Origin of the sequence: Streptococcus sp. CSL10205-OR2 (genome assembly GCF_025660655.1) — a bacterium.
Lineage (GTDB): Bacteria > Bacillota > Bacilli > Lactobacillales > Streptococcaceae > Streptococcus.
Window position 1 is genome coordinate 121,458 of record NZ_JAOTIN010000001.1, and the last position, 16,953, is coordinate 138,410.

8 protein-coding genes and 2 pseudogenes are annotated in these 16,953 nt (G+C 36.3%); 3 read left to right on the forward strand and 7 right to left on the reverse strand.

The features are described 5' to 3' along the window. Positions 1 to 26: 26 nt before the first annotated feature. The 4 genes from N7659_RS00650 to srtB form a co-directional block, all read right to left on the reverse strand. On the reverse strand, positions 27 to 2,354 hold the full coding sequence (locus tag N7659_RS00650) for an endonuclease MutS2 (RefSeq protein WP_263275322.1): 2,328 nt from the start codon (positions 2,352 to 2,354) through the stop codon (positions 27 to 29). Between the two features lie 101 nt (positions 2,355 to 2,455). Continuing rightward, positions 2,456 to 3,001 (reverse strand): CvpA family protein, encoded by a 546-nt coding sequence (locus N7659_RS00655; protein ID WP_263275323.1) that lies wholly within the window; start codon positions 2,999 to 3,001, stop codon positions 2,456 to 2,458. Beyond that, entirely contained in the window at positions 3,001 to 3,312 is a 312-nt protein-coding gene (gene zapA / locus N7659_RS00660) for a cell division protein ZapA (RefSeq protein ID WP_263275324.1), read from the reverse strand. Before zapA ends, N7659_RS00655 begins: the two co-directional genes overlap by 1 nt. 75 nt (positions 3,313 to 3,387) lie before the next feature. Beyond that, positions 3,388 to 4,239 carry a class B sortase, LPKTxAVK-specific gene (gene srtB / locus N7659_RS00665; protein ID WP_263275325.1) on the reverse strand — a complete coding sequence of 284 codons (852 nt, stop codon included), beginning with the start codon at positions 4,237 to 4,239 and terminating at the stop codon, positions 3,388 to 3,390. A gap of 159 nt (positions 4,240 to 4,398) precedes the next feature. Here srtB and rnhC point away from each other — a divergent pair, with 159 nt between their 5' ends. Genes rnhC through N7659_RS00680 form a run of 3 tightly spaced genes read left to right on the forward strand, consistent with a single transcriptional unit; the run spans position 4,399 to position 8,344 of the window. Beyond that, complete coding sequence (gene rnhC, locus N7659_RS00670; protein WP_263275326.1) at positions 4,399 to 5,295, forward strand: ribonuclease HIII; 897 nt, start codon at positions 4,399 to 4,401, stop codon at positions 5,293 to 5,295. Between the two features lie 24 nt (positions 5,296 to 5,319). Then, positions 5,320 to 5,910 (forward strand): signal peptidase I, encoded by a 591-nt coding sequence (gene lepB / locus N7659_RS00675; RefSeq protein ID WP_263275327.1) that lies wholly within the window; start codon positions 5,320 to 5,322, stop codon positions 5,908 to 5,910. Positions 5,911 to 5,965: 55 nt separating this feature from the next. Beyond that, the gene (locus tag N7659_RS00680; protein ID WP_263275328.1) at positions 5,966 to 8,344 is read left to right on the forward strand and encodes an ATP-dependent RecD-like DNA helicase; all 2,379 of its coding nucleotides are present in this window, start codon (positions 5,966 to 5,968) and stop codon (positions 8,342 to 8,344) included. 58 nt (positions 8,345 to 8,402) lie between these two features. Here the strand turns inward: N7659_RS00680 and N7659_RS08190 are convergent, their stop codons facing one another. The 3 genes and pseudogenes from N7659_RS08190 to N7659_RS08200 form a co-directional block, all read right to left on the reverse strand. Further along, positions 8,403 to 8,912, reverse strand: coding sequence for an LPXTG cell wall anchor domain-containing protein (locus tag N7659_RS08190; RefSeq protein ID WP_411575289.1), 510 nt, complete (start codon positions 8,910 to 8,912; stop codon positions 8,403 to 8,405). 843 nt (positions 8,913 to 9,755) lie between these two features. Next, positions 9,756 to 12,068 (reverse strand): annotated as a pseudogene (locus N7659_RS08195) (alpha-L-fucosidase); the annotation flags it as partial. A 228-nt stretch (positions 12,069 to 12,296) separates the two neighbouring features. Then, a pseudogene (locus N7659_RS08200) lies at positions 12,297 to 16,886 on the reverse strand (discoidin domain-containing protein); the annotation flags it as partial. Positions 16,887 to 16,953: the final 67 nt, after the last annotated feature.

A 16,953-nucleotide genomic window follows, 5' to 3' on the forward strand; every position in this document is an offset into this window, starting at 1 on the left:
AGTTTCTTTGACCACTATTTGATACGCTAACCAAAATTAACAATCGTGGCACCAGAGCCACCGGCATTCTGAGGGGCATAACCAAAGCTTTTAACATGCTTGTTGCGTCTTAGATACTTGGTGACTCCTTCACGAATAACTCCTGTGCCAATCCCATGAATAATATCCACTTGAGCCATATTATTTAATAGAGCTTGGTCAATAAATGCATCTAGTTCTTGCATGGCTTCTTCATAACGCTTGCCTCGTAAATCAAGACGAGCTTGTGGTGAATGATGGCCCATTTTTTTAACGACTTGTACTTGTTTTTTCGTTGTCGTCGTTTTTTCTTCTTTAACCAAATTAAACTCATCTTCTGAAAGCGTCATTTTAATTAAGCCAATTTGTGCTTCCCAGCGACCGTCTTTTAATTGATTGATCAGAGTCCCACGCTGACCATAACTAATAACGATAATATCATCACCCACACGCGCAGCACGCGCTTTCTTCACCTTTTTTAAGACCTTATTTTTTGAAAGATCCGGTTCAGGCACTAATTTTTTCAGCTGGGTTTTAGCCTCAATAATTTCATGGGCTTTTAGTTGTGACTTGTCATGCAGTTGTTTAAGAATGGCTTCACTTTCTGAAAGAGCCATATCCACAATTTCTCTGGCTTCCTCAGTCGCTTTTTCAAGCTCTTTTTCTTTTTCGTGATTAAATTCATTGTAGAGTTTTTTGACTGCACGGTTAAATTTGAGGTTTTCTTGTTCAACCTCTTTAATATTATCTAAGCGACGTCTGCTTTCAATGGTCTGTTGCTCCAATCGTTCAATGATGCGGTTAACATCACTATCTTGATTAGTCATTTGATTAGCTTCTGAAATAATGATTTCTGATAATCCTAGACGTCTTGCGATTTCAAAAGCGTTTGAGCGACCTGGAACACCCTGCATAAAATGATAGGTCGGACTTAGAGTAACAATATCAAACTCCATGCTGGCATTTTCAACACGTTGTGTTTCAATCCCGTAAGCCTTCAGTTCTGGGTAGTGAGTCGTTGCCATCGTTTTGATGTCTGATAGACGTAAATGTTCTAAAATAGCAATCGCAAGACTAGCCCCTTCTTGTGGATCAGTTCCTGCGCCAATCTCATCAAATAAGACTAAGGACTTGTTATCTGCTTGGTTCAAGATAGAAACGATATTGGTCATATGGCTTGAAAACGTCGAAAGACTTTGTTCGATGGATTGCTCATCACCAATATCAGCAAAAATCTGATTGAAGATAGTCACCTTACTACCTTTCTCCGCCCAGACAGGTAAACCCGATTGTGCCATTAGCTGCGCTAAACCTAATGTTTTTAACATAATAGTCTTACCACCAGTATTTGGACCAGTAATCACAATGGTGTTTAAATCTTTTGTAAAGTGGATATCATTGGCAACAGGATTTTCAATCAAGGGATGACGAGCATTCAAAAGTGTTATCGAATGATCAGTCGTAATCGTTGGAATACTTGCCTTATGTTCAACCATATAAAGGTATTTAGCTCGCAAAAAATCAAGATGGCCAATTAGCCAAGCATTGTTTCTAATCTCAGAGACATGTTCTCTAAGCATAGCTGAGAGTTGACGTAAGATATTGGCTATCTCGTATCGTTCATCAGCTCTGGCTTGAGTAATTTCTTCATTTAATTTTACCACCGCTCGTGGTTCAATATAGACGGTATTGCCTGAAGCAGAAATGTCATGAACAACTCCTGAAATACGATTTCTAAAGGTGTTTTTAACAGGCAAAACACTTCTACCATTACGGCTTGCAATCAAACTTTCTGAGAGTAAATCGCCTTGGTTTTTTAAGATTTCTTGCAGGGTCTGTCTGACTTGACGTTCTTCTTGTTGGATAATCCTACGAATTCTGATGAGTTCAGGACTTGCAAAATCTTCAATAAAGCCAGCATCATTAATCGCTTCAAGACTCCCTTGCAGAGCAGGAAAAGGATTAATCTTGTTAAAAAGTTCTTCTAAGAAGTCAAGGGTGACATTTTCTAAATCCTCATAAAAAGCTTTTAGTTCCGATGAGATTTTCAATATTTTTTTAACATCCAATAGCTCTTGGATATTAAGATCAGCCTCTAATTCTAACCGTTTTAAACTATGTGAAATGTCTTCAGTAGAACCGATTGAAAAGCCTTGTGTGTTGGTGAAAATATCAGCCATCTCAGATAGCTCGGTAAAACTTTTTTCAATCTTTTCTCGTTCACTACTTGGCGCTAAGTGAAGTAGTTCTTCGTGACCTTGTTTGGTCTTTAAAAAAGACTCTAGTCTTTTTTTAACTTTGTTAAATTCTAAATCGTCTAATATTTTTGTATTCATGCTTATATTATAGCAGAAAAAACCGCCCTTTCTATTTCAAATGTTTGACTACTTTCTTTGTGTTTTTTCATGATAGCCAATTAAAAAAGCAAGGAAATTCCTTACTTTAGTATGTTTGTTACCCACAGCATTTTAATTAAGAAAGCTGAAGGGAAAAATGTAATCAATAACTGAGTCATCACTTCTTTTGAAAGGATGTTTTGGATAAAAGGAATCGGAACCGTTGCTAAAATGCTTAATGCCATATTGAAAAAGAGCATGGTCATTAAAACCGATAAAGCACCACTAATACAGTTAAAGGTTAGAGTGTCATAGAGGTCCAAGTCCATCAAGTTCATAAAGATGCCTAGTAGACGAAAGGCTAAATAGCTGGCAACGAAGATGCTTAAAAAAGCAACACCCGCATAATAAACCTTGTCCAATTCAAAAATTGGAACATCGGTAAAAAAGAAAACTTTGACATCCTCAGAAGGATTAGAATAGGGTACCCATAGTGTGATAGCTTTGGCTAAGGGTTTGTAATATAAGCTACTAATAATAAGTGAGATAATAGTTGCTAAAAAGTAGTAGCCTTGAAGAATTATCCCTCGTGAATAGCCAATATAGAAATGCCAAGCCAGTAATAATAAGATGATAAGTGATAACATTAGTAGTCGTCACCTACTTCATTGGCGTTGATTTTTTCTTGTAAATCACCCATGTATTTGCCACGTAATTCTTCTAATTCTCTTTCTTTTTTATCAAATTCGATTTCTCTGACCAGTTGTTTTGACAAAGTATTAACAGCCATCAAAATCGCTACCGTTTCATTATCAGCTTGTGGTAGTTTTTGCTTAATAGCCTCATATTTTTCTCTAGCAACACGCTCAACTTCTTCCATAAATAGATTATCTTTATCCGTTGTTAGAGTTAAAGATTTATCTCCAAAAGTAAATTTATAACGATTTTTATTATCCATACGTCACCTCTTACATTTTATTATAACGATTTTTTAAAATTTGACAATCTCAAAGCTATTTTCTACCAGATGAGTTCACCTTGTTGGCACATAGGTTAATTTCTCTTTGTTTTTTGCCAAAAATTCTGGTAATTCAGTATCTGGAATTTGTCTTAGATATAGGTTTGATCTGATAGTCTCATCTTCTTCTCGACAGGTTGAAAGCACCAAATAACGATCCGAAGCATTGATTTCAATAGCTTCATTTTTAACAATAGCCTCTTTTTGAACCTCTCTTAGCTGCTCTAAAAAGACTTGATCATTTTCAAAACTAGTTCTATAAAAAGCAGTCGTCTCTGGCACAATAATCATAAATGCTGCTTCATAGTAATAATAACGTTCAGGTGTTTCAATCACGAGATAAGGATGCTCATTAAAATATGTTTGGTCGTCATAAAAATTGACGTCATTAAACATCCTATGATCAGGAACAGTATTTCCTCTTGCATGTCCAAATAGCCAAGTCAAACGATCTTGAAAATTTGGATGATTGTCCATATCCATAAACACTGCACCCATATAAGGGGAATACTCACCAGTGATGGTTTGTTCCAAATATTTATGATTATCACCCGTATGAAGTACCGGTTCATCAAGTTGTGTTCCTGGTGCATAGATATAAGCAATCACTTCTTGATTAATCTCTTTCAAACTCGTAAAACGTTGTCTTAACTGCTCTTTTTCTGCCTCACTCAGATGATAGGTTTCTTTTGGTTTTGACGGTTCAACCTTCTTTTCTTCCTTAGAAATCGTTGTTTTTGTTGGTAATTCTTTTGAAACATTCTCCTTTTGAGAATTGATTTGAGGTAAAAAGACTAGCAAAAATGTGATTGCTAAGACACTAAGTGCTATGCCAAATAGCCATTTTATTTTTTTATTTTTAATCATAATCCTATTATAACGTTTTCATTCAGGAAATTAAAGCAAGGCCACCGATATTCTCTATTATTTTTAATTTTTTGTGTTTTCTTTGATGATTAGTTTGATTTTATTGTTTTTTGAAAGTCTGTAAGACCTAAAAAAACTTTTTTATGATAAAATATTTCTATGGATACTATTGTCATTCAAGTGGATAAGACAGAAGAACTCACTAAATTAAAAAAACAATTAGCTCCTTATCAGATTAACAGCAACAATCCTTATGTTTTATTTGCTGCTAAAAAAGAAGGGGTTAGTGTTTCCGTCTATAGCTCAGGTAAGGTGGTTTTTCAAGGAAAAAACTCACAACCATTGGTCCAAGCTTTAGGTTTTCCAGTAGCAAAGGAAGAAAAAACATCATCTAGCCATCAAAACCTTGCCATAATTGGCTCAGATGAAGTCGGAAATGGCTCTTATTTTGGTGGTATTGCTGTTGTCGCTAGTTTTGTGGAGCCAAAGGACCATTCTTTTCTAAAAGAATTGGGTGTCGATGATTCAAAAACATTGACTGATGGTAAAATTAAAGAAATTGCCCCTCTATTACAAGAAAAGATACCGCATAAATCTTTGCTGCTACCTCCAAGTAAATACAATGAGGTTGTTGGTAAGGGATTAAAGCACAATGCTGTATCAGTCAAAGTAGCTCTTCATAATCAAGCCATTTATTTGTTATTACAACAAGGCGTAAAGCCTAAAAAAATTGTTATTGACGCCTTTACTAGCCCAAAAAACTATGAAGCCTATCTGTCAAAAGAACAAAATCGCTTCTCAAGTCCCTTAACCTTTGAAGAAAAGGCTGAAGGAAAATATTTGGCAGTTGCGGTGAGTTCTATTATTGCTCGTTATTTATTTTTAAAAAATCTTGATGAACTTGGACAATCAGTTGGTGTTAGCTTACCAAGTGGTGCTGGACACCAATCAGATCAAGTCGCTAGTGAGATTATCAAAAAATTTGACTTATCCACTTTATCGCACTTAGCAAAATTACACTTTAAAAACACAGAAAAAGCTAAACAATTACTTTAATTGTTAGCAGAGAAAGGGATATCAATGAAACATTTTATTAAAGAATGGGGAGGATTTATCCTCTTTATGACACTATTTTTCCTCTCGTGGTTATTTTTATGGGCCAATGTCCTTGTAGATGGACACTCTATGGACCCAACCTTATCAAATGGTGAGCGACTATTTGTTGTGAAAGTTGCTAATATTGATCGTTTTGATATTGTGGTAGCTAAAGAAGAGGGTGATAAAAAGATTGTTAAACGAGTCATTGGTGTCCCAGGAGATACCATCAGCTACGATAATGATGTTTTAACTGTCAATGGTGAAGTGGTGGATGAACCTTATCTTGAAGAGTACCAAAAAGCTTTTAAAGAAGACAAATTACAAAAAACATATTCTTACAGTGCTCTCTTTAAAGAATTAGCTTTAAATTCTAGAGCTTTTACTACTAATAAAGCTGGCAACCCAAGCTTTAGTATCACTGTCCCTGAAGGTCAATATTATCTTCTTGGTGATGATAGAATTGTCTCTAAAGACAGTCGTGAAGTAGGAACTTTTTCAAAAGAGTCCATCATTGGTGAAGTGAAGTTCCGCTATTGGCCACTTTCTAGAATTGGCACATTTGATAATGATTAAAACACGGGTTGCCGTGTTTTTCTCTATCATCAGCTAAAGAATTTATGAGGTTATGATGACATATTTTTTTTCCGGGACAGTCACACGAGTAATCTATGACAATCCAACTAATTTTTTTAAGATTATCCTTTTAGAAATTGAAGATACTGATAGTGACTTTGATGATTTTGAGATTATTGTCACTGGTGTTATGGCTGATATTTTTGAAGAGGAAAATTATACCTTTTGGGGAGAATTAACAAAGCATCCTAAATATGGTGAACAATTGAAAATGTCACGATATGAACGTGAAAAACCATCAAAAGCAGGGCTTATCAACTACTTTTCTAGCCAACAGTTTAAAGGAATTGGCAAAAAAACAGCAGAAAAGATTATTACTCTCTACGGCGAGGACCCGATTGATAGTATTTTGAAAGACCCTTCTCATCTGGATACGATAAGTGGTTTATCAAAAGTCAATAAAGAAGCTTTTCTTGCAAAATTAAAAATCAACTACGGGACAGAACAAATTTTATCGAAATTAGCAGAGTATGGGCTTAAAAATCAAATAGCTATTCAAGTGTTTGAATCCTACAAAGAAAGAACCTTGGACATTATCACTAAGAATCCCTATCAATTAGTAGAGGATGTTAAAGGGATTGGTTTTAAAATGGCCGATCAGCTAGCTCAGCAACTTGGCGTTTCTGATGATTCCCCTGAGCGTTTTCAAGCAGCTATTTTACATGCCTTACTTGAGACGTCTCTTGAGACGGGTGATACCTATGTTGAAGCCAAACAATTACTTGAAAAAAGCCTATTGCTTCTAGAAGAAGCACGTCAAACACCCATTCCTGAGGTTGATGTTGCTAATGAACTTAGACAGTTGTTGATGACTGGAAAAATTCAAAATAGTGATACCAAAATTTTTGATAATAGTTTATTTTTTGCTGAATCAGGTATTAAAAAACATATAGAACGGATCTTAGATAATTCTCCTTCACTACCTTTTCCAAGTGTAGAGGCGATTAAAGAGGAAATTAAAAAAGTTGAATTAAACCATCATATGACTTATGATGACAGTCAAAAAGAAGCTATTGAAAAAGCTTTGACGAGTAAAATTTTCTTTCTGACCGGCGGACCTGGAACAGGAAAGACAACCATTATTAATGGCATTATTCAAAGTTTTGCTAACCTACATGAACTGTCTCTTTCTGATAATAACTCTCCAATTATTCTAGCCGCACCAACAGGTAGAGCTGCTAGACGTATGAATGAGTTGACTGGATTACCTAGTGCTACCATCCATAGGCATCTTGGTTTAAATAGTGATAACGATTATCAAATTCTTGATGATTATCTGGATGCCCATCTAATAATTATTGATGAGTTTTCTATGGTTGATACTTGGCTTGCCAATCAATTGTTTTCTGCTATTTCATCATCAACGCAAGTGATTATTGTGGGGGATAGTGACCAACTGCCTTCTGTAGGTCCTGGACAAGTCTTGGCAGATTTACTAGAGATTGATGATTTTCCTAAGGTTAGCTTGAAAAAGATTTTTAGACAGTCTAATCAATCAACCATTGTTGACTTAGCCAGCAAGATTAGAGAAGGTGTTTTGCCAAATGATTTTACTACGAAACAAGTTGACCGAAGTTACTTTGAATGTCAGACACCCTTTATTCCTGAAAGTGTAGCAAAAATTGTTTCTGCCGCTCTTAAAAATGGTATTGCTGCCAAAGACATCCAAATTCTTGCCCCAATGTATCGCGGACAGGCTGGCATTACTTATCTTAACGAATTACTCCAAGAATTAGTTAATCCTTTGAATGACCAATTAGAGTTTTCCTTTAATGACAATCGTTTTCGAGTCAATGATAAGGTTCTTCATCTGGTGAATGATCCAGAGAGCAATGTCTTTAATGGTGATATTGGTTATATTACTGAATTGATAGCTGCTAAGTATACCGAATCCAAACAAGATGAAATGACGATTAATTTTGATGGTGTTGAAGTGACTTATGCCCGTAATGATTGGCATAAATTGACCCTTGCTTATGCGATGAGCATTCATAAAGCTCAAGGAAGTGAGTTTCCCGTTGTTATTTTACCAATAACACAACAAAGCAGTCGTATGCTACAACGAAATCTCCTTTATACTGCTATTACACGTGCTAAACATAAGCTCGTCATGTTAGGAGACTTTAATGCCTTTCAATATGCCACACAACACGTAGGCAGCCAAAGAAACACTTTTCTCATTGAACGCTTTAAACCTGAAAAAGTGACGGAACAAATAACTACTACAAAACAAGTCATATCAGATAAAACAGTAGAATCAAGTCATCAGACAGATGATAGACAACCAACAAGATTGACGGAACAAAATTTGTTGACCATTGATCCTATGATTGGTCTTTCACAGGAAGATTTCGACTATTTTTTCAAATCATAAAAAAACATATCAGTGATATCACTGATATGTTTTTGTTTTGGAGAGAACTGATTAGCAATTATAATTCATTCTCACGTCTTTTTCTGCCATAGCCATATAAAGCGAGTGACGATAAAGCTAACATGGTTCCTAATACTGCTGAACTTGAATTATCACCAGTATTTGGTAAAGCTTTAGCTTGTGTTGTTGAAGAGGCTTGGTCAGTTTTCTTCTCAGACATACCTTTAGCCTTATGACCAGCTTCACTACTCATTGGTGCTAACTTGCCATCAAAGGCTAGCAACTCATGACTTGGTGCTGTGTTTGGTACAGCTGTTTCAAGGGTTCCTTCAAAGACTGGTTTATCTTCTGCCGTTGGAGCATTATTAGGAATCTTCGTTTTTGGTGTTGAGACTTCTTTGTACACAATACCATACTCACTAAAGTGTTTTGCGACAAAGACAACGCCTTGACGAGTCACACCATCAGCATCTACGTATGGTGTCATTTCAAAATCAAGCTCTTCTTCTTGGTCAGTATTTGGTAGGTAAACCACTTTTTCAACGACTTTTCCATCATCGATTGGCATGATAACTAAGGTATCTTTTAGTGGACTAACCACGTTACCTTTAGCATCAACAAGTGAGATGTCAAATAAGTCATAGTCTTGATCCTTAAGCACATTTGGTGTATTTGGATCTTGGGTTTCTTTATGGCCTACACTGATGCCAGAAATATGAGCTATTTCACCGACTTCTAGTTGAACCAAGACACCTGACGCATCATCTTTTAACTCACGTTTTTCTGTTGAGAAGGCTAATTCTGGTAAGTCATTGACGACGCCACTACCATTGCTAAATTCAATTGATGGCTTGTCCTCAGTTGTTGGGGCAGTATCTGGTACTTTAGTTTCAGCCACAAAGTCTGATTCTGGTAACTCATAGGTTGGGAAATTGTTTGGAATGCGTGTCTCACCATTATTATCCTCCTCAGCATCACTAATCAACTCAATTAACTCTTGTGTTAATTGTTCGATGATTACCAATTTAGGAAGATTTCTTTCTAACTCAGATTTCAAAGCATCTAGTTTCTCTTGATATAACACTTTATCTTGTGCTAAATTGATATAGCCAGTCAATTCTTCATAAGATGCTCGTTTATCACTTAAAGCATCTGCCTTAGATAAAATACGTGAAGTTCTACCTAAAGTAATAAATTTATCTACTTGAATACCAATATTTTGTGTTTTATCATTTTTATTTGGATCTAAGCGAATTGTTAGGGAATGAACACCTTTTGAAAGATTAGCTAAATTGACTAGTTTTTGATTGCCTTGTCTTTGGTTAGCTTTACCACTAAAATATGCTACACCATCTACAATAGTAGAATGACCGTAACCTTCTTTAAATTCAAGAGGTTGTCCATCTAACTCAACGATATAAATACCATGTCCCGGATCGACATGCCCAATAACTTCGATACCTTCACCTTCAAAGAACATACTTAGACTAATATCTTGTTTGTCTTCGTCAGTATTTTTAGGGAAGTTACTCCATTTGTTAGTTCCAGTTTTATTAAACCATGTTCCATGGTAGATGATTTCACTAGCATCATCAGCTACTTCTCTACGATAATCTGGTAAACCTGTTTCTGGTACAACATTGATGGTTGCTATTGTTGTAAACCCAAGAAGTGATTTTTCTGAAGGTGACACTAATTTAACAAAGAAATCAAATAAATTACCATCTGAGTCTGGATACTTAATCGTTGGTATGTCAATTGTTTTACTTGTTTCACCTGGGGCAAAAGTTAGGGTCTGAGTGGTATCTTGATAAACCTTACCATGGACACCTGTTCCTGGTTCTGTTATCACCTTGATGGAAGATGTTTTATCAGATGAACCATTTCTCTTAACAACAAGACTAACATTTTCACCTTTAGCAACATGGTATGTTGCTTGTTCAATTTCGAAAATACCATTGCCATCATTGTTTAAAACGAAGATACCTTCTGTTGCGATGGCACGATTTGTTTTGGCAACTAACTTGATGGTATGTTGACCATTAGTTAAATCAGAGGTTTCATAAACTAGTTGACTTCTCTTTCTCACAGAACTTTGTGTATTGACTTCATCAACTTTTTGACCATCGATATAGATTTCCATAATACCGTGATTAGGATCTACTGTAGAAACAACGTAAGCTTTTGTACCACTAAAAGTATACTCAGCACTCGCACCTTGTTGATTTGTCCACATAGATGTTCCACGAACACCTTCTGTTTCTTTACGCCATGTTGAATTCTTAGTGTCTGCTAAATCATTAGATTTGTACTCAAGACCCAAAGGGAACCCATCAGTTACTTCAATACTAGTTGGTACTTTATAAAGTGAGAAATTGCTTAGTATTGGGGTAGCTAACGCATCAGTAATTGTCACTCTGACTTTACTTGTGGTTACAGGTTTTCCTTGAATTAAACGACGATAACCAACAGTGCTACCTCTACCATATTCAATCCATTGACCGCCAACTTCAACATCAACTCTAAAGCCTGCAATTCGTTGTCCTTGTTGAATAAATTCTTTTAATTCTACAACATCAAAGGTTTGTTCTTGACCAAGATCAACGATAAATGAACCAGTGGTTGCATCATTTGATAAAGCCCAAGTGGTATTATCATCACCATCAGTGAGATGAGCTGTACTATATTTTGTATTTTTTCTAGTTGAGGAGGCAGTCACTGAAGCGTTTCTAGCATAGTCAGTTGCATACATTTCTTCAATCGTATTATGGAATTCATGCAATCTTTCAATGTCAGCATCAGCAAATTTACCACGTTTATCTGGTGGAATATTCAGTAGTAACGGAGTTCCTCTACCTACTGATTTGAAATAAATAGTCATCAAATCTCGTAATGATTTTGGTTGTTGATTAGCATGATAGAACCATCCTGGTCTGATAGAAACATCTGCTTCACCCACAGAATACAAATCACCATTTGGATCACCTGTATTTAGGTATGCGTTTGTTGGACCGTTTTTAATAGCTTGTTCAGTCACTTTGTGCCAGATTGGATCACCTGCAATACCTCTTTCATTACCAATCCAGCGAACATTTGTTGGTTGATTTGAAAAGATAGTAATATCACCTTCTTGCTCACGAATGTAATTAAACCATTCTTCAAACGTATAGGTCACATTTTGAGCGCCACTACCTCTTGCTCCATCCATCCAGACTTCGACAAACTTACCATTGTTTCCGTATTTGTTATTTCCCAAAATTTCTTTTAATTGATTGAGATAATAAGCATTATACTCATCTTGTGTTGCAACAGAATATTTAGGGTGGTTAGCGTCCCACGGAGAAAGATAAACACCTAAATCCATATTGTATTTTGTTGCTGACTCTGAGAGTTCTAATAAAACATCCCCTTTACCATTTTTCCATGGACTTGAGGCAACACTATGATTAGAATGTTCGGTTGGATAAAGCACAAAACCATCATGATGTTTAACAACCATAATTGTACGTTTAAAGCCAGTGTCTTTTAACGTTTTTATCCATTGATCAGTATCCAGTTCAGTTGGATTAAATTGATTAACATCTTCTTGACCATTCCCCCATTCACGATTTGTAAAGGTATTCATACCAAAATGGATAAAGGCTGCTAATTCTTGTTTATGATAGTCTAGTTGAGATTGTGATGGAATAGCACCAAAATTACCAATAACTGTTTCTTCGTTTTCAGCATCTTCTATGTCAGGGTTATCATTGGTATCAGAAGTAATACCTAATTGATTTTTAGCGTCTTGAATAGCTTGATTGCTAGCAAACTTATTGTTTAAGACATTGTTGATTGCTAACCATTGGCTATCAGTCAAAGCCACTGCTTTTTGTTTGAAGGCTGTTGCTAATTCTTCTTTAGAACCTCTTGTTTGGTAAACTCTGAATTCTCTCACACCAATTTCATTTTTACCCGCTTGGCGCTTGAGGGTTTCAAATTTAACATAGCGAGCAGCTTGACGACCTGTATCAATAGTCACACGCTCTGACTGGTTAGCTCTAATTGTTTTTAATTCAGTAAAGCTTTCTAAATCATTTGAGGCTAGTACTTTAAAGGAATCAGCAATTCTTGCATTGTCAAAAATGACTTCAATACTTGAAAATTCTTGTGGGTTTTCTAAGTCAACAATGAAGAAATCACTATCTGTATTACTTGAATTCCAACGACCATCGCCTGCAACAAGGTCACCATCAGTTACCTTAAAGCGACTATAAGAACGAATACCTTGATCAAAGAAAGCAGAATTATTTCTCTGAGAGTAGACTGGTTTATGAAGAGCAATGTTAACTTTTTCAAGGTTTTCTTTGCCTATTTCATCAGACTCGCTAAAGCGATTATAGACTTTGATGTCTTTGATATAACCTTTAAAGCCTTCACCAATTTTCTTAAATGGTAGATTAAAGCTGGTTCTAAAGTTGCCTTCAGTGTTTGAATTTCTTGCTGTTTCATCTTGATGAGCAAAGCTTGCCACTTGTTCACCATTGATGTAGACAATGAGAGCTTCTCTTGTTGCAGTAAAGGTGAGTTTATAGTCTTTTCCTGCTTCAAGTGGATTAGTGATGTTTTGACTGTAGAAATAACGGTTCAACATGAAACCATCTACAACTTCACCAGATTGGCGGCGTCCTTTTTTATTAAGGAAAATAGCACCATCACGACTGGCAAGTAAACTACCACTATTACTATCTGTTGGACGAATAGTCATCTCTAAAGTATATGGCAGTGAAATGGTTTCGATGTCACTTGCTAGATAATTATCACCATTAAAGGCAAACCACTTGTCATTATCTTCTAATTCAACGACTGCCACATTGTTAATATTTTGGAAAACATGATTATTACTACTTAAATCATAAATGTTACCTTCTGCGACATGTGCAGCATCGATATTAACCAAGACTTCTGAATTGGTTTTTAGTGGTAAATAATTATTTTTTAATTTGGTTGCTTCTAGTGCTTTTTGATAATCAATAAAGCTTCTGTTAGCATTACCTGACCATGTCTTATAACCAATCATGGCAAGTGATTTTTCTAAACGATCATATAAATCACTCTCTTCAATCCCTTCACGGTGTTCATCACCCCAAAGAGCTCCTTTGGCTCCTAAGATTAATGGCTCAGCTTCTAGGGCATTTTGTTTATCTTTTGCAACGCCAAGATTAAAGACTCTTGGATTCCAATGTTCAAAGACATACTGTTCATTGATGATATCTTTGTGATAACGTCCTGGTGTCACGTAGGTAAATGGTTGAGGGACATTTACCACACGATAGCCTTCATTGATACGATCAACGGTAAGAGATTCGTACTGTGCCCATTCATCAAAGATAATGTCCTTATCAACTGGTGTTTGACCATTAAACTGAGTCAAAGCACCCCAAGTTCTCAACGTTTTCCCATGAGACTTAGCCAGTTGGTTTAACTCATTTAAGTAGTTTCTAAAGCTTTCAATGTTACCATTTTTTTCCCAGTATTCATCAACCCCAAGATGGATTTGCGAATAGCTTAGAATATCATTGTCTAAGTAGCTATCAATCAAATCTTTTATAAAGCGTTTAGCACGCTCAGTTTGTTCAGGATAAGCCTGTTCATTGATAGCTAATGCTTCTAGGTCAGATGGGTGATGAATTGGTTTACCGAGATAATCAATGTTATCTGGATTATTTAAGGCATATAAGCTATAATGCGCAGAGTGTCCAGGATTATCAAATTCCGCCAAAATGTGAGCCCCATAAGACTGGATTTCTTCTTGGAAAGCTTTGAAGTCCTCAATACTATAGGCTGGATTCCCATAAACATTGCGATAGAAATCATATTCACCTTCATAGCGATCGTGTTTAAACGCTTGCTTGTTTAACGATGGGAATGCTGGACTCTCAAGACGATGGGCTGTTTCAGTCACTTTCCAGTTTTCAGCATCAGCTCTTGAGCCTGATGGCCATTGGTTATCATTAAAATGAAGATGCAATTCATTTAATTTATACCATCTAAAGAGTTTGGATACTTTTTGAAGGAAATCCATACGCATTGGAACCCTTGCCACATCAAGCACCATTCCTCTAATTTCATAATTTGGATAATCACGATAAACGCCTCGTGTTAAGGCTTGATCTTTTTGCAACATTTGAGCCATGGTAACGGCAGCATAGTTAAAGGCTTTCGCATCGTGAGCATAGACTTCAATGGTGTCATCTAGAACACGAAGAAGATAACCTTCTTCTTTCAAGTTATAATCGTTAGTTAGAATAAACTTAATTTTGGCATTTTCTTGTGTTCCGGCACTCAATTTAAAGCCAAGAATATTTTGTAAATCTTCGTTGAATAAATCCACTTGTTTTTGGAAGCTAGAATCAACATAGACAGTATCACCCTCAGCGATAGACAAAAGACCTTCACCGGCTAAGAATTCTTGAATATCAATGGCTAGTTGAGGCTTTTGATTGGTCCCAGTCACCGTTTCTTCATGATGCGCTCCAATCTGAATGGTTTTATTCATTTTAGTGGTTGCTAGTAATTCTGATGTTGCTTTATTTCTAACAGCGACTAAAAGGGTTACTGTTTGATCATTTAAGCGATAAGATGAGATATTCCCTTGATTATCAACAAGGTATTGGTTGTTTGAACCGATAATCTCATAGCTATAAACATCATCCTCAGAAATATTGGCTAGAACTACTCGGTTGCCATCAACAGCAAGAGTGGCTTGTTCTAGTTTTTCTTGAGGATTAATAACAACTGGCGCTTCTCCAGTTAATCTACCCATAATGGTAATCTCATTAACTGAAACAGCATTTCCACCTGCAAAATGATTGATTTTATTGAAACGGAATCTCAAGAACCGATTGCTCATAACAGGACTAGAAAAAGTAATCACATCTTTAGGGTCTTCTAAGCTAGCATCAGGTGTTAGACTTGTTCGATGACTAATTTCTTGCCAGTTATTTTGACCATCTGCTGAGCTTTCAATCACATAGTCAGTCGCATAAACTTTTTTAAAGAAGTCAAGTGTAATCGATTCGATTTCAGCATTTCTGCCCAAATCAATTTGTAACCATTGAGGTGTTTGTGGTGACGTTGCTGTACGGTCTGTCTTCATTCTTGCTGAAGAATAACGCGTTTCTGTATTTTCATCAAACGCTAAGTCTGCTGTGTAAGTAGTTCCTGCTTCAATACCAGAACTACTATAAGCTTTATGTGGTGCCAAATTGGTAGCGGGACTTGTCTCAGGTGCCTCTTCAAGCAATCTTCCCATTATCGCAATATCTTTAACAGATACCGCATTGCCACCTGCAAAATGATTAATCTTGTTGAAATGGAATCTCAAATAACGCTGGCTAGTTATTGGTGTGCCAAAAATGATTAAGTCTTGAGGATCTTCAAGGCTTTCACTAGCCTGTAATTGTGTTCTATGACTAATTTCTTGCCAATTGCCTTGTCCATCAGCTGAACTTTCAATCACATAATCAGTCGCGTAAACTTTTTTAAAGAAGTCAAGCGTGATAGACTCAATTTCTGCCTTTTGACCCAAATCAATTTGTAACCATTGTGGCGTTTGTGGTGACGTTGCTGTACGGTCTGTCTTCATTCTTGCCGAAGAATAACGGGTGTCAAAATTGCCATCAAAAGCTAAATTTTCGGTATAAGAAGTATTAGTTTCTATTCCTGAGCTACTGTAGGTTTTGTTAAGTGCTAGATTGGTGGCTGGTTCTTTGTCAAAAAGTTTGCCCATGATAGCAATCTCTTTAACAGAAACCGCATTCCCACCTGCAAAATGATTAACCTTATTAAAATGGAACCTCAAATAACGCTCACTAATAACAGGTTGTGTAAAAGTGATGGTGTCTTTAGGGTCTTGCAGAGTGGCATTGGGGTGTAAGTCTGTCCTATGACTAATTTGTTGCCAATTACCTTGTCCATCGGCTGAACTTTCAATCACATAATCTGTGGCATAAACTTTTTTAAAGAAATCAACTTCTATAGAGTTAATCTCAGCTTTTTTTCCTAAATCAATTTGTAGCCATTGTGGTGTTTGTTCTGCCGTCTCTGATTGACCTGTTTTCATTCTCGCTGAGGAATAACGGGTATCAAGATTGCCATCAAAAGCTAAATTCTCAATATAAGTGGTATTGGCTTCAACACCTGAACTGGTGTATGTCTTATTAAGAGCAATATTAGTTTCAGACTCTTTTGTGACCTGTGCTTCACCCTCTTGTTCTGATTCGCTAAGAACTTCTTCACTAACAGCTACGACTTCAGCTTTAGGAGTTGCTTCCATAGAAGAATCTGCTTTTGGTTGGTTAACCATAGCTAACTCTTCTTTGGTAGGTTCTTCTATGATTGTTTCAGTAGTGGCTGAATCGGTTGTTTCATCAGCTTGTACCAAAATCGTAGTTTGTGGTATGCCCAAAAAGAACATCCCAATTAAAACGGAACCAATCCCAACACTAAGTTTTCTAATTCCATAACGATTTCTTTTTTCAAACGACTGATTGTGCTTCATTTCTACCTCCTTTTGTAAGCGCTTTATTACTCAATATAATAATATATTGACTTTGTCTTTTTGTCAA

What these genes read in the sequence shown, in the direction of transcription:
- N7659_RS08190 (WP_411575289.1), bottom strand. Translation starts at nt 8,912, where the DNA reads ATGCCAATCGATGATGGAAAAGTCGTTGAAAAAGTGGTTTACCTACCA.
- N7659_RS00650 (WP_263275322.1), bottom strand. Translation starts at nt 2,354, where the DNA reads ATGAATACAAAAATATTAGACGATTTAGAATTTAACAAAGTTAAAAAA.
- rnhC (WP_263275326.1), top strand. Translation starts at nt 4,399, where the DNA reads ATGGATACTATTGTCATTCAAGTGGATAAGACAGAAGAACTCACTAAA.
- N7659_RS00655 (WP_263275323.1), bottom strand. Translation starts at nt 3,001, where the DNA reads ATGTTATCACTTATCATCTTATTATTACTGGCTTGGCATTTCTATATT.
- lepB (WP_263275327.1), top strand. Translation starts at nt 5,320, where the DNA reads ATGAAACATTTTATTAAAGAATGGGGAGGATTTATCCTCTTTATGACA.
- N7659_RS00680 (WP_263275328.1), top strand. Translation starts at nt 5,966, where the DNA reads ATGACATATTTTTTTTCCGGGACAGTCACACGAGTAATCTATGACAAT.
- srtB (WP_263275325.1), bottom strand. Translation starts at nt 4,239, where the DNA reads ATGATTAAAAATAAAAAAATAAAATGGCTATTTGGCATAGCACTTAGT.
- zapA (WP_263275324.1), bottom strand. Translation starts at nt 3,312, where the DNA reads ATGGATAATAAAAATCGTTATAAATTTACTTTTGGAGATAAATCTTTA.